This is a genomic window from Mangrovivirga cuniculi (genome assembly GCF_005166025.1).
Taxonomy (GTDB): Bacteria; Bacteroidota; Bacteroidia; order Cytophagales; family Cyclobacteriaceae; genus Mangrovivirga; species Mangrovivirga cuniculi.
In genome coordinates this window covers 594,568-618,080 of sequence record NZ_CP028923.1, presented here as the reverse complement: position 1 = coordinate 618,080, position 23,513 = coordinate 594,568, and the positions used below count along the sequence as shown (strand labels likewise).

Annotated in this window: 22 protein-coding genes; 7 read left to right on the top strand and 15 right to left on the bottom strand. The window is 34.9% G+C overall.

The window, feature by feature from the left end; all coding sequences use genetic code 11:
• Positions 1-6 precede the first annotated feature (6 nt).
• From DCC35_RS02850 to DCC35_RS02805, 10 genes are all read right to left on the bottom strand, one after another.
• Entirely contained in the window at positions 7-639 is a 633-nt protein-coding gene (locus DCC35_RS02850) for a hypothetical protein (RefSeq protein WP_137089370.1), read from the bottom strand.
• Between the two features lie 122 nt (positions 640-761).
• Positions 762-5,087 carry a hypothetical protein gene (locus DCC35_RS02845; protein WP_137089369.1) on the bottom strand — a complete coding sequence of 1,442 codons (4,326 nt, stop codon included), beginning with the start codon at positions 5,085-5,087 and terminating at the stop codon, positions 762-764.
• Positions 5,084-5,665: a hypothetical protein gene (locus DCC35_RS02840; RefSeq protein WP_137089368.1), complete on the bottom strand. Its 582-nt coding sequence runs from the start codon at positions 5,663-5,665 to the stop codon at positions 5,084-5,086. The genes DCC35_RS02845 and DCC35_RS02840 overlap by 4 nt, the downstream gene beginning before the upstream one ends.
• Before the next feature lie 78 nt (positions 5,666-5,743).
• Positions 5,744-6,274, bottom strand: a complete 531-nt coding sequence (locus DCC35_RS02835; RefSeq protein WP_137089367.1) for a hypothetical protein — start codon at positions 6,272-6,274, stop codon at positions 5,744-5,746.
• A complete protein-coding gene (locus tag DCC35_RS02830; RefSeq protein ID WP_175402687.1) occupies positions 6,267-6,614 on the bottom strand; it encodes a hypothetical protein in 348 nt (115 codons plus the stop codon). The genes DCC35_RS02835 and DCC35_RS02830 overlap by 8 nt, the downstream gene beginning before the upstream one ends.
• A complete protein-coding gene (locus tag DCC35_RS02825; protein WP_137089365.1) occupies positions 6,595-7,083 on the bottom strand; it encodes a hypothetical protein in 489 nt (162 codons plus the stop codon). The genes DCC35_RS02830 and DCC35_RS02825 overlap by 20 nt, the downstream gene beginning before the upstream one ends.
• 2 nt (positions 7,084-7,085) lie before the next feature.
• Positions 7,086-8,252, bottom strand: a complete 1,167-nt coding sequence (locus DCC35_RS02820; protein ID WP_137089364.1) for a hypothetical protein — start codon at positions 8,250-8,252, stop codon at positions 7,086-7,088.
• Position 8,253: 1 nt separating this feature from the next.
• A complete protein-coding gene (locus DCC35_RS02815; protein WP_137089363.1) occupies positions 8,254-10,188 on the bottom strand; it encodes a type II secretion system protein GspD in 1,935 nt (644 codons plus the stop codon).
• A 1-nt stretch (position 10,189) separates the two neighbouring features.
• Positions 10,190-11,614, bottom strand: coding sequence for a GspE/PulE family protein (locus DCC35_RS02810; RefSeq protein ID WP_137089362.1), 1,425 nt, complete (start codon positions 11,612-11,614; stop codon positions 10,190-10,192).
• 473 nt (positions 11,615-12,087) lie between these two features.
• The gene (locus tag DCC35_RS02805; protein WP_137089361.1) at positions 12,088-12,504 is read right to left on the bottom strand and encodes a type IV pilin protein; all 417 of its coding nucleotides are present in this window, start codon (positions 12,502-12,504) and stop codon (positions 12,088-12,090) included.
• A gap of 97 nt (positions 12,505-12,601) precedes the next feature.
• Here DCC35_RS02805 and DCC35_RS02800 point away from each other — a divergent pair, with 97 nt between their 5' ends.
• The 5 genes from DCC35_RS02800 to DCC35_RS02780 are packed head-to-tail and all read left to right on the top strand — an operon-like array spanning position 12,602 to position 16,194.
• Positions 12,602-13,225, top strand: a complete 624-nt coding sequence (locus tag DCC35_RS02800) for a toxin-antitoxin system YwqK family antitoxin (RefSeq protein ID WP_137089360.1) — start codon at positions 12,602-12,604, stop codon at positions 13,223-13,225.
• On the top strand, positions 13,215-14,318 hold the full coding sequence (locus tag DCC35_RS02795; protein WP_137089359.1) for a hypothetical protein: 1,104 nt from the start codon (positions 13,215-13,217) through the stop codon (positions 14,316-14,318). Before DCC35_RS02800 ends, DCC35_RS02795 begins: the two co-directional genes overlap by 11 nt.
• Positions 14,306-14,596: a hypothetical protein gene (locus tag DCC35_RS02790; protein WP_137089358.1), complete on the top strand. Its 291-nt coding sequence runs from the start codon at positions 14,306-14,308 to the stop codon at positions 14,594-14,596. The genes DCC35_RS02795 and DCC35_RS02790 overlap by 13 nt, the downstream gene beginning before the upstream one ends.
• Positions 14,574-15,065 (top strand): hypothetical protein, encoded by a 492-nt coding sequence (locus tag DCC35_RS02785; RefSeq protein WP_137089357.1) that lies wholly within the window; start codon positions 14,574-14,576, stop codon positions 15,063-15,065. The genes DCC35_RS02790 and DCC35_RS02785 overlap by 23 nt, the downstream gene beginning before the upstream one ends.
• Entirely contained in the window at positions 15,052-16,194 is a 1,143-nt protein-coding gene (locus tag DCC35_RS02780) for a type II secretion system F family protein (RefSeq protein ID WP_137089356.1), read from the top strand. Before DCC35_RS02785 ends, DCC35_RS02780 begins: the two co-directional genes overlap by 14 nt.
• A 445-nt stretch (positions 16,195-16,639) precedes the next feature.
• Here DCC35_RS02780 and DCC35_RS02775 read toward each other — a convergent pair whose 3' ends face one another.
• From DCC35_RS02775 to DCC35_RS02755, 5 genes are all read right to left on the bottom strand, one after another.
• Positions 16,640-16,876, bottom strand: a complete 237-nt coding sequence (locus DCC35_RS02775) for a hypothetical protein (RefSeq protein ID WP_137089355.1) — start codon at positions 16,874-16,876, stop codon at positions 16,640-16,642.
• The gene (locus DCC35_RS02770; RefSeq protein ID WP_246070129.1) at positions 16,873-17,106 is read right to left on the bottom strand and encodes a hypothetical protein; all 234 of its coding nucleotides are present in this window, start codon (positions 17,104-17,106) and stop codon (positions 16,873-16,875) included. The genes DCC35_RS02775 and DCC35_RS02770 overlap by 4 nt, the downstream gene beginning before the upstream one ends.
• A gap of 278 nt (positions 17,107-17,384) precedes the next feature.
• Positions 17,385-17,726 carry a type II toxin-antitoxin system HicB family antitoxin gene (locus tag DCC35_RS02765; protein ID WP_137089354.1) on the bottom strand — a complete coding sequence of 114 codons (342 nt, stop codon included), beginning with the start codon at positions 17,724-17,726 and terminating at the stop codon, positions 17,385-17,387.
• A complete protein-coding gene (locus DCC35_RS02760) occupies positions 17,723-17,965 on the bottom strand; it encodes a type II toxin-antitoxin system HicA family toxin (RefSeq protein ID WP_137089353.1) in 243 nt (80 codons plus the stop codon). Before DCC35_RS02760 ends, DCC35_RS02765 begins: the two co-directional genes overlap by 4 nt.
• A 407-nt stretch (positions 17,966-18,372) precedes the next feature.
• The gene (locus DCC35_RS02755; protein ID WP_137089352.1) at positions 18,373-19,041 is read right to left on the bottom strand and encodes a hypothetical protein; all 669 of its coding nucleotides are present in this window, start codon (positions 19,039-19,041) and stop codon (positions 18,373-18,375) included.
• 775 nt (positions 19,042-19,816) lie between these two features.
• On the opposite strand from DCC35_RS02755, the gene DCC35_RS02750 reads away from it, so the two are divergent.
• Together DCC35_RS02750 and DCC35_RS02745 are read left to right on the top strand one after the other, a co-directional pair.
• On the top strand, positions 19,817-21,127 hold the full coding sequence (locus tag DCC35_RS02750) for a peptidoglycan DD-metalloendopeptidase family protein (protein ID WP_137089351.1): 1,311 nt from the start codon (positions 19,817-19,819) through the stop codon (positions 21,125-21,127).
• Between the two features lie 19 nt (positions 21,128-21,146).
• Positions 21,147-23,459: a patatin-like phospholipase family protein gene (locus DCC35_RS02745; protein ID WP_137089350.1), complete on the top strand. Its 2,313-nt coding sequence runs from the start codon at positions 21,147-21,149 to the stop codon at positions 23,457-23,459.
• The last annotated feature ends 54 nt before the right edge of the window (positions 23,460-23,513 follow it).

Here is a 23,513-nt window from a genome sequence, read left to right as displayed (position 1 = left end):
TTTTAATTATTTAACTACTTCAAATTCTTGATTTGGACATTGGTCACAATAAATTTTAAATTGAGCCAGTTCTATTTGTATTTTTTCATTATAATGAATGGAAAAGTTCATTTCTTTTAATTTCACCTTGCTCCAATTTATTTGATAGTTGGGTTCCCCTTCATCTCCATCAAATTCATTATCATAATATTCATACAATGACAAATCATAATTAAGTTTACCAAGATCAGGACCCGTTATTGTTAGCGAAGGCAATTTCCCCTTTATCGCCTGTGTAAGTTTATCAGCTATTATATCTTCAAAAATCTTCGTGGATCCTTCATCAAACTGCATTTCACTGGAGATATCAGGCAATTCATTTTCATCTGCAAAATGATAAGTAAACTGTCCAGCAGGTGTCTGAATTTTATTTGGCTCAACAGAATCAATTATTTTCATTGCTGATATTGTTCCTGTTGTTGGTAATAGATTACCCTCTCGGGCTTTAATAAGCTCAATGCTATTATTTGCATAATTTACTTTCCCTAGAAAGGCAAAATAGTCTTTTCCAGATGATTCGAAATAAATTTTATCTCCCTCTGAAAACTGAGAAATATCGCAAATATCTCCTAAAATCAAATTGCCATTATCTATTGACATGTATGGGATTCCTAATATAGGTGAGTCTTGCTTTATGCTTTTAGGCTTAAAGAAATCATATTTCCAGGAAGCAGGAACTTGCTGGGTAATATAACCTCCTTTAAACTCATCATATGACTTGGTTAATACTGGTTGGCCAGTATAACGATCAAAAGCAAGGTTTTCATCGATATGTGAAATACCATCTTTAGTGCTGATAGTCTTTTCAATACAGCCGGATAACTTATTACTTTTGTTGTGGCGTGTGTTGAAAATTCTCCACCTGTCGTTGTTAAAGCTGATATTAATGTTACCAAAGGTATGGGGCCTAAAATGCCTATAAAAAAGACATATCCATCGGCATCGTACTCAGCTCCTACCATTCCTTCTATCACTTGCTGTGAAGCGTAGGTATATTCGACATCATACCCTTGCGCCATTAAAATATTCTGCTCATTGATTAATCCTTCTCCTTCAGAGCTTGCTACCGGAATTTTATCTTCAGGATTGAAATATTCATTTTTCACCGAAGAGATCACTCGTCTTTCACTAATTTCATCCAATGTGCTACTGCTTATTGCTCCCTCATAAGTGGTCACATCCTTTATCCTTCCATAAAAGTTGGAATAATCTGATACAACAAATCCCTGGGCTAATTGAAGTACACTTTCAAAACTAATGGAAAGTAAGTTTGTCCTTAAACTCGTATACTTTTCACCGATTTCCAATTCAGATTTTTCCATCTTCATAGAAAACTCAGGGTCATTTGGAGAATAAAAATTGGTAACAACAAAACCTGAGTTGTATTGTGAATCATACAGGTTTTTTGTAATTACACTTGAGTATCCAACTGATGGTGCCGGCATTGCATCAGGTACCCAGGGTGTCTCCATGGTCTTTAAGTCACTTCCGTAAAACAGATCCTGTCGCCATGAATTTTCATCTCGAGGAACTAATTGAATTAGTGGATTTTCTTTACCATTTGGATCGTTGGTTGCTACACCACTAGATTCATACTTTCCTGTTAATGTATTTTTTTTCTGATAAATATATTCTGTTCCTAAAACAGTTTCCCTGTTTGCAGAATTATCATAGGTTATCAAACGTTTTACTCTAATTCCACCACCTTTTTTTGGTTTAATATTAGGAAGTCGAACATATGAGTTGATATAGCTTAATTTTTTACATATATCCCTAACTCCGAATCTTTTACCTAAATAATTGGTTAAGTTCTTTACAATTCCTTCTGCATCTCCCCCATCTAGCGAGTTTCCTGAAGAATTACAATCACCCTCCCCATTGATCATGCCGATTCTTTGAGTTTTCACAAATTCTTCACAAACCTCGTATGGTAACTTTTTACTATCTGTTAAATTGATTGATAGAATACTACCATCAAGACTTACGTTATGTAATTTAAAATAACCTTCAATGTATTCAGAGTTACAATTATCTGGACTTGGTGAGCTATTATTACTATTTATCAATTGATAAAGAAACTTAAAATACATCGGCTTACCAGGATTGACATATTCATTTATCAGGATTTCTTCTAACCTAGTTAGTTGTTCCGAAGTATAGTTATGTCCGGAAAGATCGATCTGGAAATTTGAATTCCCTTCTGATCCTAATAAAGGGGTCATAGTCAAAGCTCTTTTATCCTGGACATACATATATTCATCTTCTTCATATTGTACATGAATTTCTCCTCCTGAAGGCATTGTGATTTTCTTTAATGTCCAGGCAGCAGGATCATATTGTAAATGATTCAGATCATCCGGATAGTTTCCAGGTACGTGAGCAAATTGATTATCCCAGTCGTAGTGGTACAATTTCTGTATGTAAGAACCAGGGTCATACATTCCCCAATTGTTAACATAGGACTCTTTATACGTTGGGTTTTCATCCAGAAATACACCATCACTCACTTGAGCATAATTTGATAATGCTCCAAATGGAGCAGGATAATTAATACGAGGATATTGATAATCAAATTTGTAAGAATTTAATCGTGCACTTTCAATACCATTATAAATAAAAGTGACCTCTTTTAATGTTAATCTTCCGCGACCAGATTTAGCATTGGGTACTCCTATCATTAATTCGGGTTCCCCAACTATATCTTCAGCATAAGTGAATTTAATGGTTTTAATTGGATCTGCTGCTGAAGGTTTTAATACTGGGTTACTTATAGTTGGATCAACGAAGTTTTCACTATTTCTAAGATATAGCTCAATTTTTTCTAGTTTTCTTAATTTTTGAGGGTTATCAAAACTTGATCGGGCTGGTACCATAGCAAGATTATCTTCATCAGTCAATGCTCCGAAGCCTTCATTGTCTCGCTCTTTAGTATAAAATATCGCTACATGGGTTTTAGTCTCAATTTTATTTAGGTAATAAACTTCCTTTTCACCATACCTGACAATCCCTTGATCATCTCTAGGGTCTGAAAGACTATTTTTTTCATACTTTAGACCGTCATAAGGAGTTCTCCATTTATACCATCCCTTTTCAGAACCATCGCTGTTGAACACACCATCGCCATAATCCTTATTGTAACTAAATTTAGTATATGATCCTAAATCATCTGGAGTGGGTCCATCAAGCTCCAGGTCTACAAAATCAGGCCCTGTAATTTCAGTTAAAAGAAAAGTTGAAGCATAAGCTCCATTTCTTTCGAACCCCTGCTTTGTTTTTCCGTCCTCACTATAAACCTTAAAATCATCATCTATAAAGCGCGGGTATGAAGTTCCATAATTAATAAATTTTTCATTTCTAACTTCTACAGGTATGCCAAACACATATTTTAAACCATTAACATTGTGCATTGCTATAGAGCCAATTCCTTTATCTGAACTTCTGGTAACTTTTCCCGCTGTTAATGATGGATCGTATGAGGGTCTAAAAGCTTTTCGATTAGTATTAGTGAAATCAGAATTTAAATTGTATTCGATATAAACTGACCTATCGCCTTTTACATATTCAGGTTGATTGATATGGTTTACATTAGCAGAATTACCAGAAATTCTCGCTGATTCAGCAGAATTATTAAAAGATGAATTTGTAATAATTGAAGCCGGATCGTTATTAAACCTGAAATAAACACTTTCCTGATCACTAAAGTTTTTAGCGCCATTGGTTACCCATCCATTATATTTTATTGATGCATGACTACCACCTACTCCTTTAAACCCAATTCCTGCTGATTGTGCTCCACCATTAACCTCTAGACCTACACTAAGTGCAGTTGTAGTATTCTCAACCTCCCTAGGCTTAAAATGACCAATTGTAGGATGAATAGCCTTGAAAACACCAGACAATCCTTCTGCTGAAACCATAAACTGATCTGCGCCATTTAATGGTGCAGAAATAAATTCGTCATTTCTATGATAAGAGGGTATTTGTCCTTTTGAATAATCCATTTCTGAATCTTTATCTGCAGCAGATGAATATAAGAATCCATACGCCTTTGATATTGTCTTGTCTTTGAAGAGTTGAACAGTGTGAGTACCCGAGACGTATGCATTTGTTCCTATAGGACCTAGCCATGGAATAACATCTAAGCCTAACGAAACCGTTGTAGAAATTGCATCATATTCAGTTACTGTTGTTGGGTGCGTTCCATTGAAATATTTCAAACCACCAAAATCGATGTTACTTATTCCTCCTGATTGAAAAGGTCTTTTTTTATTCAAATTTGCCATCGTTGTTCTTGAGGGCATATATGGCATACCCCCCATCGGAAATATACGGGACGCTGCCATTTTGGCCATTTTTTTAGTCAGCCATTTTGAACGGCTTTGAAATGCCCCTGCAATTGCACTTGGATTAATACTATGATTAAACTTTTTCTGCCCATTATGGTCACTTTCAATTCCCAAATTGATAAAACCACTCATTAATGATGCTCCTAATCTTGAAGTAAGTCCAAATCCACGATAATTATTATACCGCATTCCAACGCTAGCCTCAGCGCTCAAATTTATACCCGGAAGCTTTTTCAATGACGCAACCTCGAGGGCAGTACCTAGGGTTGCATTTGTAGTATTATTATTTGGCTGTTTTGTATGATATACCACCCCATGAGATCCATTATCTCCGGTATTATCAATATAATAGTCATCGGGCAAGCCATTAACTGATCTATTTATTGCACCTGTATTTAGCGTCCAGCCTAATCCAACCCAGGATGCTTCTTCGCCAGCCGCAATATCACTGGAATAAGAAAGTGAAACAGGATACCCGGAACTACCAGGACCGGGAACTTCTAACAGTGGCAAATTATATGAGAAATTTCCTGTATATAAATCAACCATCTGACTATGGCTATACGGTGTAAAACTCGTAAACTCAGGCTGTGATGGTCCACTGGTCTGTGCCTGCAAGGCAAGGGTTGATCCTCCCTCTAAAATAAATACCAGTAATAAAAAACGAGATACAGTTGATAAATACCTACGCGCTAACTTCATTGAACCTCAAATTTTGGTATTGAATAAAAATTGTCTTGATTAATATTGATAATAGCCTTCTGGCTACAAAAAATTTCGTCTTTGATTGAAAATGTTACATCGGAAAACTCATGGATATTCGACTCATCAATCCTTTCTCCTTCACTTAATTCAAATAAAATTGTAAACCGATGGGTGTTTTTATGACTATTAAATCCTTCATAAATGCTTAATGAAGGATCATAATTTTGCTCCTCAATAGTCAATTGAAATAACTCTGATGAATTGTATTCCAGGTATTGCTTATACTGATTCAGACGCCCCAGATCATCGGCTTTTGACTCTACATCAAGCACGAAAACCAGACTGTTTTCAAAACTCTCAAGTTGAGTTAAATCGCCATTTCTGATCGCTCTGACAGCTGTTGGCTGATATTGTAGTTTAAATGAATAACCTTCGCAGTTTGAATTAAACTGTAAATTTTCACTGTTTTCACCATACCAATCCAGATATTCTTCCGGATCATTTATAGTATGCTGAGCACAATTAGTTAAACATAGTACTACGATTAATAGTAATAGTTGATAAAAAAATCTCAATCCTAATTAATAGTTAATAATTGATAATCTTGGTTGAAGTCGCAAAGATACTTTTAATTTTAAAAAATCAAATTTTTCTTACATATTATTTTCTATCGTAAATTCACTTTCCTCGTTTTGTAACAATAAATACTCTAAGTAAACACCCTTAACTCTAAAATTTAATATGGAATCACCAGCTGATAGTATATATATTTTGTTGTAAACACTCACGTTGGCAAAATTTTCATTTTTACTTTCGTTAGCGAAAATCCCATTGATTTTTATTGAATTAAGTTGCTCATAAATTCGTATTGAATCGGTATTTACTAATGGTGTTGAAGTTACAGATTTTGCCGGTTTTGTTCTTCTTACCTGCCGTTGCGGTTTAACAACTTTTCTTACCCTTTTCTTCGGTTTGATATTAAAACCAAATGGATCTCCATAAGACAACAACAGGGAATCCTCCTCCTCAATTTTTCTTTCCTTTTTTTCAATTGCTTTATTCGTGTATTTATGATTTACCTTGCTGTCATCTACCTGGAAGTAATCATAGATAAAATACCCGATCGTACCCCACAAAAGGACAATAACCACCAGCAAAAATTTATTTTTTACTGTCTTATTCATTGATATAAACCTTTTTGTAATAGTACTCTGTTTGATAAGCAGAGTTTAATCCTCTTACCCGGATTTCATAGTTGTCATTAGCTGGCAAGGCATAATAGCTTTTTTCGCTAGAAACGAGGGTATCATACATAAGGTCTTCGAGTTGTGAAAAAGATGGCCTCACAATTTGAATGCTTACCTTATCGATGTCCTTTTGATTATACTCAAGCCAGATAAATAACTCTGAGGTGTTTACCGTGTCTTTGACCGGACTTAAAAAATTAATTTCTTCATCTGAAATATCCGGTACGATCAAATCGTCACATCCGAAAACTATCAGACTAGAAACTAATATGCTCAATGTAAATTTTACTTTTAAGCTGTTCATTGTTTTGGTTGAAATTTTCTTCTGAATAAAATTTTGTGTACCCAACTCTTAAATTGATATATTTTTTCTCCAGATGATAAATGAACTTCATCATCCCTTTGTAACTCCCGGAAAACTCAACAGGCAAAACTGAAATGTTATCGTTGGGACGCTCCATTGGGTCGATCCTGGTGGTTACTAACTCATAGTTTTTCTCAGCATCATGGATCACCTCGAGAATTTCTTCTTTCTTTATTTTTATTCGGACAAGCTCACTTTCATCAGGAACTATATTTTCCACATCGATCTTAGATAGCAACGTTCGTGACCTGTCGATTTGATTATTGTATTCGGAATATTCTCTCACTGAGCCAGATAAGCTAACAATTCCACCGGCCAGATAAACGGTAATCATCACGGTGACAAGAATAAGCAGGCCAGTATATAATCTGATAAATGACATGGTTAATTGACTTTCACTTTAAATGAAAAAATATTGTATCCTTTCCGGCTATTAAATTCCAGATGGTAATCATCAATCTTATCGACCCAATTTAATTTTTGAATGTTATTAAACCATATAGCGTTTAGCTCCGGAGTATTAGTCTGTCCTTTGATCAATACAAAGTCTTCGGACAGCTGATCATCGTTAAAATTAAACTCGTCCTTTTTATATCCATCGGTATAATAAACCTCTGCTAAGGTGACCTTCAAACCATCGGGTTTAGCTGCCATTATCCGGTCAATGACTACAGCCTGGCTCAGGCTTTGTTCGGTGAAATTCAATACTTCGTTTGACAAATTATCTAAGGTCTTAATACTATCCTGGTTGGCAGTCAGTTTACTGTTCAATATCGTGCTTCTTGCTTTCAATCCATTATTCTGACTTTGAAAGTAGAGTCCCACTAGTGAAATGATAACATACAGTGCAACAGCCGGAAGCAGATAAAACCTCACTGCTTTAAGTACCTTGGTTCGATGTTCTGACTTTACAAGGACCTCATTGGTCTCGTACTCCTTCCACGCTCGCTCTTCGGTATCGCCGGTAATATAATTTATAGCTGCACTATAGGCTAAGCCTTTGCGGCAGGCATCACTCTCATTCAATTCATCGGTTTTCGGAGTAACTTTTAGTTCTCCTTCGACACTTCTACTCACTACAAATCCTGAAAACTGGGTTTCTTCTCCTTCACCAACTACCGGGAACTCCGGGTGATTAGTTATTACCGAATAATTGAATAAAATTTTATCAGCCAGCCATTCTGACTCGCCAATTACTGAGATGGCCTTTTGAAATTCTTCCTTTCTTATAAACGAGTAAATGATGTCATTTTGAGCTTCAGTCTTATAATTGAAAAACTGATCTTCAGATAAGTATGGAAATAGCTGATCAATTGGCTGATTGGAAGCGGTTTGTTTAACATTCTTTTCAATAATACTTCCACTAACAATAAAATAAATTCGTGGGATCAACCCAAAACGAAGCTTAAAAGCTATTGAATCAACATTGGTGATTTCCTTTTCAAGAGAAAGTGATTCCTTATCATATTCAAATAAATAGTGATAAGGATTGAGTCGTTCTCCGGACTCAACCAACAGTGTAACTAATAATTTATCGCTGAATTTTAGCATATTAATTTACTATCGTCGGACGAATAAATACCAGCAATCTACTTTCCGAGTTTTGTTGCGAACGGGTACTAAACAACCACTTTAAAATTGGTATTCTACTTAGTAAAGGAGTTCCTGAGCTGCTTTTTGATTTTGAAACTTCTTCCAGTCCACCCAGGACAATCATTTCTTCATTTTTAACCCGGATTTGCGAGTCAAACATCCTGGTTGCATTACCCGGAGGTGCATTTTGTACCTCTGGCGGAATGAAATTTGAAAATTCAGCCGTCACAGCCAGAGTAACATGATCGTTAGCACTTACTACCGGGTTAATATTTATATTTAAGTTTGCCTCAACCTGGTTAAATCGCTGAGAAGTCGTGGTTATCGGATTCACCCCACCCGTAATATTCTGGGTTTGTTCTACGTAGTAAACTGATTCACCGATAGTCAATTTGGCCTCATGTCCATTTAAAGTTGACAATTTAGGAGTACTTCTTATGTCAATATTATTATTGTCTTCCAGGGCTTTTAGGGTCATGTAAAAACGTGGTGTTACACGTCCTAAATTGATAAACCCGTTATTAGCGAATTTTTCCAACACACTATTAATCGAATTACTGCTAATGGTCATGTCAACTCCCGGAAATACTTTTCCTCCTGTCTGGACTGTCGAATCAGCTAAGAATGCCTGTATTCCGGTTTGTAGATTAAATCCTTTTTTTAACTCAATCACGATCACCTCGATCATAATATTGGCGACTGGCTTGTCTATTTGAGTAATAAAGCTTTTGAGTAGCCTGATGCGCTGCTTACTACCGCTTAAAACCAGGCCATTTAATTCCTTGATCTCCTTGATCTCAACATCCTGTATCAAATTTTGAGGGATGTCTTTCATAATGTTTTCACTCGGACGGAAGTTAAGTTTTAAAAACTCCGCTTCTGCAAAGCTTCTTGAATCAGACTGTCCAATTATATAAACTCCATCAGAAATGGAATAATCGTGTTCCGTAGATGATAAAATAGCTGATAAAGCCTGCTCGAAGGTAACACCGTTTAGAAATAAAGATAACGAACCGTCAATTTTTGAGGTGAGCAGGAAATTGTCTTTCGACTGAAAAGATAACTCACTGATTAATTGTTCGATTTCAATATTTTCGGCATTTATCAGAAAAGTTGAATCGTCTTTAAAACGAACGTTTAACGATGGAGGCCGGTTTCTCACCTGGTTCCCCACTGCATTTCGCCGGGATACATTACTTCTTCTATTATTGGCTTTTAACTGTCCACCCTCCGGAATTCGATCAATATTTTCAGATTTATAGAATACATATACCTCTCCTTGTTTCTCGAGATAAAGATCATTGGTCACTGAGAGCTTATTCAATGCTGTATCGAGCGGTAAACGCTGGATATATCCAGTCACCAGTTGGCCTCTTACAGATTGATCAGCTACTACATTAATACCCGAAACGGCAGTGAGTTGCTTAACAAATAATTTTAAAGAATCACGTTCAACATCAAAACTGACAGTGCTGTCTGATGGGTTATATGAGATACTTAATTTTTTCTCTCTATATGGCTCAGCCGGAACCGGCGGCTCCTTAAATAAATTAAATGCCAGGATGTTTCCCCTGACCCTGATATCTACTTTGTATTCTTTAGATATAAACAGAATTAAATCTTTTACCAGTACAGATTCAAAATTATATGTAACTGGTATTTCGTTTAGCTTGGGATCGACTAAGACATTTAATTTATGAACTTTTCCTATTGTTCTGATAAACGAAGAAAGAGGGGTCTGTGAGACAGAAAAAGTTGCCGTATCCATTAATTGCGGCACCGAACGAGACGACAAAGACTCAATTTGGTTCTCAATCTGAGCAAACCTTTGATCGAAATCCTGACCCCTGGTTATAAATGAAAAAAACAGAAAAAATAATATCGTATATCTCATATTATATTAAATAAGGTAAAACCTCCTCTAAGCTCGTTTTACCATTGATTAATAATTCAAGTGCATTGTCTCCAAGTTTTTCATAATCAGGCATGGAGCTTTGCTTTACTTTATCGCTGTTAAAAAGAGTTTCCCTGATTTCATTATTCATCAAAATCAGTTCGTAGATGGCTACCCTTCCTTTATATCCTGTATACAAACAGTTTTCACAACCTTTTCCTTTATTATGGGTTTTGACTTTTGATAAAATCTTATCTGTATTTGCCTTAAAAGGAAAGTCTTCTTCTTTTAATTCAAACGCTGTCGAGCAATCCGGACAGTTTTTTCTCAATAATCTCTGGGCCATGCTGGCGTTAAGCGTATCGGATATCAGGTACCCCGGAATTCCCATTTCAGTTAACCTGGAGATCGTCTCCAGGGCAGAATTTGTGTGAATTGTAGACAACACCAAGTGACCAGTCATGGCTGCTCTGATCGCCATGTCTGCCGTTTCTTTATCACGGATCTCACCTACCATTATCACATCAGGATCCTGTCTTAAAAATGTCTTTAAAGCCACTGGATAGGTTAAACCAATGTCATTTCTCAACTGGGTCTGGTTGATCCCTTCGAGGGTATATTCCACAGGATCTTCGATTGTCAGAATATTTGTTTCAGGCTGGTTTAATTCCTTTAATGTTGCATAAAGCGTCGTGGTCTTTCCCGAACCTGTCGGGCCACTGATCAGAATAATTCCCTGGGGCCTGTGAAAAGCCAGGCGGTAATTGTCCAATTGGTGAGTTTTGAAGCCAAGTTTTTCCAGGTCTATCGTTATATTCGATTTATTCAACAGACGAAAAACTATTTTCTCACCATACTTTGTGGGTAACGACGATACCCTGATATCAATATTGATTTGCTGATCGCTTAATGTGATTCGACCATCCTGGGGAAGTCGTTTTTCAGAAATATCTATATCAGACATTATCTTGATCCGGTTCACAAGCGAGCTGTAATCGTTTCTATCGAGAATGAATTGCTCTTTTAATTTACCGTCGATTCTAAGCCTGATCTTCGCAGTTTTCTCAAACGGCTCAAAGTGAATATCACTTGCATCCAGATTGAAAGCGTCGATAATTAATGACTGCACAAATCGAGGATTGTTAACATCCTGAACCTTCGTAGCAGTTATCGTTTTTCCGCTTTTTCGCGGATAATATTTGGATAAAGCCTCTGCTATTTTTTGCCCAGGTAAATACTCAATCTTTACATTCAAACCTAGTATAGCCTTAAGCTCATTCAGGTCCTGTCTATCAGCTAATTTTTCATCTCTGTATAGATTCAGCGTTCCATTTTCCCGATGAAAGGGTATAATAGAAAAATGCCACGCCAATTCTGAAGTGATCTCCTGCAGGTGTTGTGCTTCAATTTTATCTATCACATCCATAATACCTGATGATTAAGTAAAACAAAAAATGGCACACACAAGCTCATGTAACCCGCCAGAGGTATCGTTTCTATGTTTTTTCTGACAAAAGTTTTAGCTAGTACGAGATGAACCACGAGTGAAGCGATTAATCCAAAAATTAAAAAGAACACCATTTCATAGGGTGATGAAAAAAATGGGGGGACTGAACATAAAAATAACATATCCCCCAGTCCAAAATACTTTCTGATATTTAAAGACTTAAATCTTATAAAGATGTAGATCGATAAAAAAACTAAAATTGAAAAAATCAAAATATAATTTATAAGCACTATCTCTGACGAATTATATAAATACCAGTAAGCTGCGGAAACAATAAACAAAGAAAGGTACAGCCAGATTGATACAAGACGATCCTTAAAATCCTGTACAAAAATGGCGATCGAAATAAAGATTATTAGTATAGAAATAATTAGTAAAAAATAATCCACTACTTAATCCTTAGTCACCTCATTTAAGGTGCCCTTTTCGTTAATTTCCCATACATTAAAAGTTCCATCACCATCAAAATCGACTACCGCTGTTGCTCTACCGGTAAATCCCGATGGTGAGTGATTAACAATTTCAATGACATAATTGGCCGTTCCCTCTTCAGAGTCTGTTACCAGGTCGTCTTGCTGAAAACCTACTTGCTCCAGCTCCCCTGAATACTTAGAAAATTCGTAGAAATACGCCTTTTGTAAAGAATGCAAATGTTTTAAGTTTTGCTTTGCTTCTACCGATCGGGTTTTAGAAATTAACGGAAGTAAAACAGGTAACGACATGATTACCAGAATACCGATTATTACCAAAACAACAAGAAGCTCGTTTAAAGTGTAAGATTCTACACGATTACGGTTGAAAAAATTCATTATTTAAATCCCTTAGTAATTGAAAGTGAGGCGAATTTAGAATTTTAATTTATCTTTAACAAAATTTTTTTCAAACCAAAAACATTTTAAAGCTCTTATGAGGAAGTTATCACTATTGATAATTATATCTATTACTAATTATCTCATTATCAGCGCTCAAGAATTAAAGGACATCGACATAGAATCTTACAAGGAGTACACTAATAACTTTACTATTGCTTATACAGATTCGGTAATAAATTTTAGCGTGACTGATGCAAAACCAAAAAAATTAAATAACGAAACTTTCTACTTTTGGTATAAAAATCAGGATGTGAATAAAACCCAGGGAGGTTACGTTGGCAAATTGCTAGACGGACCATTTACAGCAATAAATAAAAGTAATGATTTGCTATCCCAGGGCCGCTTCGAAGATGGCGTAAAAGTTGACGAATGGAAGTTCTGGGATAGAGAAGGAAACCTCTACTCTTTACTTAATTACAAAAAAGGTCAGTTAAATGGCAAGCAATTCATTTATCATAAAAACAACCAGGTAAAGATCAAATCCAATTATCGTAACGGGGTTAAAAATGGAAAAGAGCTGGTTTACGATCAAAAGGGAAGGCTGGTATTAGAAACCAGGTACAAAAATGGATTAAAACACGGTAAGGAAATACTTTACCAGGGAGATGAAAAAATCATCAAAAAGTATAAAAAGGGGCAATTAGTCAATGAAGATTAAGTCATCCGTACTTAAGATTTCTATTATTTTTTTCCTGCTGATCACTATTTTAATCTCCTTTTTTATTTCATTAACCTTCTTACAAAAGAAGATTTTTATCAACTATAAGGAAAGATCAAATCTGATCAGAACCAATCTCAATAATATAACTGCAACAGAAAGTATTGATTTTGGATCAGGGGTGAATAATTCTATTAATGTCGAGAACAACTATCTTGATTATGGATTATTTAAAGTCCATAAAACTTTTTCAAAAGGCACTAACAATCAGTTAGAATCTTTTGCTTTAAAAGGTAATATCAATCTTGACACAACACTTTATGTTCCTTTTTATAAATCGTCGATCACAATTGAAAATTCATATTTGGAAGGAGATGTATTCATTTCAAAATATGGGTTTTCGTACATTGGAAAAACTTCAAACATTAATAAATCTTTAGTCCCCAAGGAAAGTGGTAGAGAAATTATCTGGTCTGTAAAGTTTAAAACACCTGTTGCAGATTCGACCTCTGCAATGAAATCAGATTCGGTATTTAATTCTTTTTCCAATAAGACGCTAAGGCTATACCAGAATGGAGCTATAAGAGGATTATATCATGGCAATATCATTATAGAAGGGGATCATTTAATTCTAGATCAAAATTCTTCATTAAATGATTGTATTCTTATAGCTAACAAAGTTACTGTAAAGTCTGGTTTTGAAGGAAGTGTCCAAATTAATTCCGATGAAGTGACTTTAGAAGGAGGTTCAAATTTATTGTTTCCCTCCTCGATTTATCAAAATGTAGATGCAGTAAATAAATTATACATAAACACGGGAAGTTATTTTTCTGGTGTAATTGTTTCTAACTCCAGCACTGGTGTGATTATCGTTCATGACAATGCCCGGATTGAAGGAAAATTACATAGCAATAATAAACTGTTGTGCTCCGGAACTATAAATGGCAGTGTTTACAGTAGACATTTAGGTAAGTTGGTGGGTAAAGATACCGTTCTAAATTCCATAAAAAACGGGGTAATAAAATCTTTACCTCAAAACCACCCTTTAAGATTAGCTAATAACTCAGAAGCATTATTAAAATGGGTAAAGTAAAATCTTCAACCATAACGGAGGCTGTAGTAGCAGTATTGATAATTACAATTATCTTTTCGTTTACCGGAAGGATAATCATTAATAGCATTTATGGATTTTCGTATAGGGAGTTAAACCAGAATTTGCGTAATCAGAAAATTAATTACCGCTATATAGAAGACAGATCATCTCATTTGGAATTGCTTGATTCAATCAAAAATGAGAATGTTGCTGTAGAGTTAAATGGCAACCGAATTGAAATTAAATCCGAAAATAATGAATACTTTATTCAAAAATAAGGTTCCGTCATTTACAATTTTCGAAACGATTATCGCTTTACTTTTAGCTACGATCGTGGTAAGCATGATTTATATCACATACAGACTAACGATCAATGAAATTGGAAGGGTCAAAAATGTAATCAGTAACAATATCGACATTACCAAAACCAATTATTTGATTGAAAAGGAAGTCTTCGATTGCGATCAGATTGAAGCAGCGGGAAACAGGCTGAACTTTTATGATAATAACATTTTAACAAGTTCGATTGATTTTAATAGTAACCTGATTATCCTATCTAAAAATAACCTATCTGATACATTGTTAATGGCAGATAACATACATCTGAATTTAGGATTTCATCCCAGTGCTAATAATTTATTAAACAGGCTATCGGTAAAGCTCAACAAGGGCAATCAGGATATGGAACTTTATTTTTATAAAAAGTATGACATAAGCTCATTATTAAATAAGAATGGAAGGCAATAAAATATATTTTAAGCAACCGGAAACTAAAAAGGAAAAGAAGAGAGCCAAGTCAAAATCTTCTGGGAGCAGTAGTATTGAATTTGGTGGAAAAAAATTCAAGGATAAAGACAAAGTAGTTTTCTATAAGGAAATAAGTTCAATGCTGAATGCAGGACTGGATGTTATTTCGGCATTGTCTATTGTCTCTGAAAACGAATTTTCAGATAAGACAAAAAATATCATTACTAAGTTGAATACTGATATTTCGAATGGAGCAAGTATAAACCAGGCATTTTCTGACTCTGAAAGCTTTTCTTCTTACGAGATATTTAATATTAAAATTGGTGAAGAAACCGGTAGAGTAAAACATGTTTTTAAAAAATTAAGCGAGCATTATGAACAAAAGGACAAACAGAAAAAACAATTTATCAATGCAATGATCTATCCCCTTTCAGTAGTTGTGATATCGGTCATTGCGGTGATGTTTATGATGATTTTTATTGTCCCGATGTTTAAGGAAGTATTTGGAAGAACTAACGCTGACTTACCAGAAATAACCGAGGCGATAATTTCTCTATCAAATTTTATCCAGGGCAACTTTGTCTATATAATCGGGCTATCCTTAATATTATTTTTACTGGTGTTTATTAATAGGAAAAAAACTGGCTTCCGAAAAGTGACTTCTTCTATCCTATTAAAAATCCCGGTTATTAAAAATGTTATCAAATCTTATTATTTAAACCGGTTATGTGCCTCTTTTTCTATTTTGATCTCATCAAATATAGATTTGGTCAGGTCAATTGACTTTTGCAGCAAAATGATTGGTTTTTATCCGCTGGAAGAATCCCTCAGGCAAATGAAAAGTGAAATTTTAAAGGGTGATTCTCTACACAATACCCTTAACGCAAAAAATAAATTATTTGATAACAAATTCATATCGTTTATTAAGATTGGAGAAGAGACCAACCAGCTTGACTTAATGTTTGAAGAGCTTTCCAATCAGTATGCTGATGAATTAGAACATCGGGTTTCTGTATTAAACAAGGTTATCGAGCCCGTTATTATAATTTTTCTAGGTGGATTTGTTGGGCTCATCCTTGTAGCGATGTATTTACCAATGTTTGAAATTTCTACCCAAATGGGATTTTGATTAAAATCGAGGAGGCATTGGTGTTTTTTTGAGGCAGAATTATAGGAATTCAGACTTTAAAATTATCTATTTGTTACAGGCACTGCCCAACACTCTCATCGTCATATCGAACGGTGTTCATTTTTAAAGTCGAGAATCAATTCAGGATTAAAATTCCAAAGGGTTATTAGCTCCATCGATTATGTAAGAGAGATATCTGCCTGTAATAAGCAGTCCTTACCTAATCTGCTTAACCTTTCATGCCACACATTTCTCACATGCTGACTTCGCTCTCGCTTATCAGTAAATACGTTCAAAATGACGGTAATTTGGAGTTGGATGTTTTTTTGAGGCAGAATTATAAGAATTCAGATTTTGAAATAATCTTTCTGTTCAAGGTACTGCCCAACACTCTTATCGTCATATCGAACGCTGTTCATTATCAAATTCGAGAATCAATTCAGGGTTAAAAGACCAAAAGATTATTAGCTCCATCGATTATTCTTCTGTGATTTAATTCTAAGTGTTCAAGATATTCCTCAATTTGACCAGTTTCGGGAAAATTTACTAGGCTCTCGGCTTTATCAAATAAAAGCGTCTTTATCTTTTTTATCTTACCAGGAGGAAGTTCTTGTTTTTCCTTTAAAAATCGCAGGGACTCTTCTAAGCTAACAAGAGACTGATTGGTATAAATTACCTTCATAAATCTAGCTTGTCATCTAATTTATCCTCCATTTCTTTTCTACTCATTACATTGCCTTCCTCAATATCCTTTTCCGACTTCAAAGCTCTGTTGGTAAATTTCTCTTTTAAAATGGGGTCTAAGCTTGATTTACTAAGCAAAGTCCTAATAGCTTCAAGAATATGAATGTCATTTTCTTGTTCTATTAGTTTTCGTAACTCTTTTTTAATCTCTAATACTTTCATATCCATTATAAAAATAACGATTTAATTGGATATAGAGTTCATAGCTAAATTAATTTTCCCCGATTTGATTATTTTGTACAGAGTAAAATAAATGCTTGAAAAGCATAATTAAAACTCAGGTTATATTTCTGGAACTTCAATTTTTACATTTTCATAATCCTGGCAATCGTTATTTAACCTGTAAATGCTGGTTCAAAATGCCCGGGATACAATCCCTGCTTTTCTTTAAAAGTTTGAGGTTGTCCTGCGGAACACTCCAAACAGCGTTTTAATGGAGGCAGATTTTAAACAGGATCCTCCCCAACTCGTTGCCGGATAGCCTCTGCTACAAGGTTATTTAATGAAGTTTTCATTTCGATAGCCATTAATGCCGCTTTTTGGTGAAGACTTGAAGATATACGAACATTAAAGCTTCCCTTGAAAGGCCGTTCCGGAGAAATTCCTTTTAACTTACAATCGGAAAAATATTCCTCAATTGATTCTTTAAAATCGTTCTCTAATTGCTTTCCTGTTTCACCTTCATAAGAAATAAGGCCTTTTATGCCGAGGACTTTCCCAAACAATAGATTGTCTTCAGGACTATATTCAATGCTTCCGGTATATCCTTTATAATTTAAATATTTCATAACCCTAATACCTCCTTTATCTGGCTCATCTGGTATTTTTTCATTATTCCGCTCGGGTGAGGTTTATGCAAAATAATTGGAATACCCTCTTCATTTTCAAATTTCACTCTTGATCCAAATGTTTTTCCTTTCTTAACTTCTTTAAATCCAAAGTAACTTAATAAGATCACCATCTCCTTATAATGAAAATCTGATGGTTTTGTAAGAAACCGTCGAATCAGTTTCTCCTTTTTAGACATAACTCAAAGTAACTATATTTAGTTGCAAATTCAAATAAAAAATTCATCATACGATGAATTGCAAATTAAGGTCAGTTCTAATTTTTTGAAAGGAATAAACGTTCTACTTGAATAGAGATCCTATTTTGGACAGAAAAGAACACTCTACTCGTCATTCCGAGTCCCTTGTGGTGAGGAATCTGTTAGTGTAAAGCACAAAAGACAATTAACTACTAAACCTACCAAGCCAAAAAAAGCCTCCAGAAATAATCTGAAGGCTTTCGGTTTTATATTTTGTTTATCTTGTTAATCTATTTTAATCCTGTAAATCCTGGTTCACAATTACCGGGATACAATCCCGGCTTTTCATTAAAAGTTTGAAGTTATGCTGAAGCTAAACTTCAAACAGCTTTTGGATAGTTGAGGTGTTACAAAGAAAAATCTAATTTAGAACCATCTTCTTTTTCGAAACCAATTACATCCAGTAATTCAAATTCTTTTATGAGGTTCTCAGAAAAATATAATTTCTGGTCAAAATAACCTGGCAATAATACATCAAAATGTATTGCTTCCTTTTTCAAAACAGTCTTTTCAGTGTAAATAATTGGATACATATCTAGAATATATATATAATCATCATAACCATTTATGGTTACGGGTTTGCCACCATACTGAAATGTAGATTTATTATAATCTATCAAATGATTATCTAAAAATAGTAAATGAAACCAATAATACTTTTGAGATATTGGCATCTCTTTATGGTCGTAAATCTTAGTTTCAAAAAAATAATGATCAGCCAAATTAAACTTTTCTAAAATCTGTTTTGTTTTCTCATTCACAAAAACACCTCTGCCATTTAATGGATTCGCACCCATAATATCTGTTAACTTCGCATTTTTATGGAGCTTAAAACCATTCAAATCAGGTTGAAATGTAACTTGGTTTCCTCTAACACCCCATAATTCATCAACTGATTCCTTTGATTTGAAATTATAGTTTCTAATCATTTCATCAATTTGATAAATGTCACATTTACCAATAACTTTAGGGTTTACAGATGGTGAAATTTTAAAATACTCTTTATTGCTGCCCATTTCTTTTAGCTTTAACTTTTTCTAATTCCCCTGGCGCGCATACCGAAGCAATACGCGTGACTATAATAACAGCTTCACCTTTAAAGCCCTTTTTTATAATCACAATAATCTTTTGCTGAACTGTACCAGTAATTTTCTGGTTAATCAACATCAACACCTGGAGTATTAGCATTCCTTCGTAAGTTAGAAATTACGGTATAACTAGACATCACACAGCTGGAAATAAACTTACTATGAGGAGAAGAGAAAATTGGATCTCTGAATCTATTATTAAGAGACTATTACGATCTGATTGTCACAGAAAACATCACTTCCTATGTCATTTATTAATATCAAAGAGCTATACCAGATGAAAAGCTATTAATTGTCTATTTTTTCATCTTTTAATCATTTAAATTTCCTTACTTCTGTTTTATTGCCTTTTTTCAACATTTACCCGATTAACGTTACATAAATTATTAACTAATAATTACCCAAAGGGCTTTTTTACTGGTTAAAGCCACATTTTTGAATTAATAATATTGAAGACTGATTTTCGAGGTTAATAATCTCAAAAACTTTATTTTCTAATCCCTACAATAATTTGAAATTTATGTAGTTATCAAGTAATTATAGTACTCATTTAATATTTCATTATTTTAGCTTTTTAGGTATTCCAAATAATATTTTTTAGATGTAATTCATTAAAAATCCGCTAAAACATTGATAATTAAGGATAAATAGTCCTATTTTGCAGATGAGGAAAAATGTGTGGATTTTTTAATTATTTCCAGAAATGAAACTTTACAGGCTAACAGGAATTATCATTACAGGAATTATTGCGGTTGCCGCATGGTTCTATTTTCAAAATGAAAAAGAAACAATTACTTCTGTTTCTAATGCTGATATCCAACCAGATTCAGCTGAAATCTATGTGGAACCAGAAATGCTCTACGGCTACTATGTTGATAGTATCGATGTGGTAGAAGGTATTGTTGAATCAAATCAAAACCTGAGTGAAATCCTCAGTGAGTTTAAGATCAACATGCAAACTATCCATGAGTTGGCGAACAAATCTAAAGATGTTTTTGATGTCCGTAAGATCAGGGCAAACAAAAAATATACGGTGATTATGCCGAAAGACACTGCGCAAAGTGCGTTGGCCTTTATTTACGAACCAAATCCAATTGAATACATCGTTTATTCTTTCAATGATTCTGTTAACATCAACAAAGTTGAAAGAGAAATCGAAGTAGTTCAAAAAGAAATTTCAGGTGTTATAGAAAACTCCTTATATATAAGTATGACCAACCAGGGAGCTTCTCCAGCGTTGGTGGACAAACTTGCTGATGTTTTTGGGTGGCAGGTTGATTTCTGGAGAATTCAAAAAGGTGATTACTACCGTGTAATATATGAAGAAAAGCAGGTTGACGGTGAGCTTGTTGGATTTAACAGAGTAATCGCTGCTGAATTAAACCACTTCGGAAGTGATTTTCACGCTGTGAACTTTGATCAGGGTGATGGAGAAGACTATTTCGATCTTGAAGGAAACAGTCTTAGAAAAGCATTCTTAAGAGCGCCTGTTGAGTTTTCAAGAATTACCAGCCGATACACTGGTAGAAGATTCCACCCCGTTCAAAAGAGATGGAAAGCCCACCTTGGAACTGACTACGCAGCACCACATGGTTCTCCGATCAGGTCAACTGGTGATGGCATCATCATCGCAGCGACTTATTCAAAGTACAATGGTAACTACGTAAAGGTAAAGCATAACGGCACTTACACTACTCAATATCTTCACATGTCTAAAATCAAGTCGGGCATTCGTCCGGGTGTAAGAGTAAGACAGGGTGATGTTATCGGGTACATTGGAAGTACAGGTTTAGCTACCGGTCCTCACGTATGCTACCGATTCTGGAAAAACGGAAGACAGGTTGATCCAATGGCACAAGATCTTCCGCCATCGGAACCAATCAAAGAAGAAAGCCTTGAAGCATTTAATAAAACAAAGGATGAATATATTCGTTTGCTAAAAGCGATCAAGGTCAATGGTCAGTCTGAAAAGAACCTTGTAGCAACAGCAGAATCAGAAAACAAAAAATTATAACATACAATAAGGCCTGCCAATGGGATTAAAACGATTTTTTTGCAGTATTGCAGTTTTTCTTCTCTTAGCCAATTTCAATTCGTATTCTCAAAAGGTAGGCTTAGTCCTTAGCGGCGGTGGAGCTAAGGGTATTGCCCATGCAGGTGTAATCAGTGCACTTGAAGAAGAAAACATCCCGATCGATTATGTGGTCGGGACCTCCATGGGCGGAATCATCGGATCAATGTACGCCTCAGGATTTACTGCTGAGGAGATCAAAGAACAAGTATTATCACAGAGATTTCAGGACTGGGTAGATGGAAAGATTCCACCTGAATATTATTACTATCTCAACCATAAAGATGATCCGCTAAGTTTTATTCATCTGGATCTTACTTTTGACAGTCTGTATAATGCATATTTCAAGACTGTCCTGGCAACAGACCGGTCACTGAACTTTGCAATTACTGAACAACTTGCCCAGCCTGCACATACTGCAGGATATGACTTTGACAGTCTTTTTATACCCTATCGGTGTATCACTTCAGAAATATTTACTGCCAAACAAAAAATAATGAGCAAGGGGAGCCTTGCTGCAGCAGTTCGTGCTACGATGAGCGTACCCTTCTTTTTTCCTCCTGTAAAAGTCGACAATCAGTACCTGTTTGATGGTGGAATTTACAACAATTTCCCAATCGACGTGATGAAAGATGAATTCGGTCCTGACCATATAATTGGAGTAAATGTCTCTGATACGAGAAAAGACAAATACCCGTACGATCAAGACGATGAACAAATGAATGATGCCATTCTGGATTTGTTCATGGATATGTACATTCAGACTCCGGCAGATTCCGACCTTCTTTATATTGCTCCAAACTTGCTCAATTACAACGCTGCAAGTTTTAGCCAGGCCAGCGCTATATATGACTCTGGTTATATAGCCGCCAAAAGAGCCATTCCCCAAATTAAGGAAGTAATTAAAGAAAGAATCAACCCTGAAGTTTTAGCTCAAAGAAGAAAAGCATTTAAGTCGGGATACGATGCGTTGATTTTCGATAAAATTGATATTAACGGGTATACAAAAAACCAGGAGAGTTTCATCAGAAAAATTTTCGTAAAGAAAAAAGATACATTTAATATAGATAATGTAAAGCGAGGTTATTATTACCTGGCTTCTGAAAAATACTTCAGAAACATCTTTCCGGATATATATAAATCAGAAGAAGATGATTATTACACATTTGCTATATCCGGGGATAATTCGAATCTACTTGACATTGGGGTCGGAGGAACGATTGCTTCTAAAAATATTAACCAGTTTGTCCTTGATTTTAATTATTACTATCTCAATAAATTATTTTACAATCATGGAATAAAATTTCACGTCGGTCAGTTCTACAGATCATTTGATTACAAATCAGAAATAACTATTCCCGGAAAATTTATTTTTACAATATCTCCTTACTTATCAGTCGATAAATGGAATTATCTCGCTCCGGTTGAATTAATATTTGATGAATCGGGAAGTGAAATTATTCCACTCACGAATAATAACTTATCCTCAGGTTTAAAATTTATCACTCCGGTAAAAACCAATAATTTGCTTGAATTTGATGTTGGTTATTTTAGATCTAAGTTTAATTATTCAAATCAAAATTTCCTGTCGACGATCGACACTCTCGATAATCTTAAGTCTGAAGGGTTAAATCTGAAATTGAAATTTGAAAAAAGTACTTTAAACCATCCGCAATATGGTTTTAAGGGCACATACCTTGGCTTAAGCACTTCTTTTTACAGAGGGATATTAAATTATTCTTCAGGTAATACTGCTGAACGTACTTTTTCACAGTACCGTTCGGTCAAAAATTGGTTTGGAATAAACCTTCAATATGAAAAATACTTTGGTAACGGGAAATTGATCCCGGGTATTAAATTAGAATCTAATTTTTCCAGTCATTTTTATTACCTCACTGACAGATCAACTTATTTATTGTCGAGAACAAGCAACCCACTGCCTGATTCCAGAATTTATTATATAGAAGAATTGCGCTCGCCGTTTTTTGCTTCTGCAGGAGGGATTTTTAATTATAAAATAAAAAATGATCTTTTCCTGAGGACTGAATCACATCTGTTTTTTCCTTTTGCCACTTTAGATAAGGTAGAAAAAACCTGGAAATATAAAACTGATACTGAAGACCTTGTGCTTTCCGCAGGTTTATCGGCTGTATATCATACCCGGTTTGGACCTTTAAGTGTACTGGGCACCTGGTATAATATCGACCGGTTAAATTTTGGGGCGATGGTTCATTTTGGGTTTATTTTATTCAACAAAAGTCCGATTGAACCGTAATAATTTAAAAAAATAGATTTTTTTTTCTACCTTAAATCTATGGTTAAAAAGCCC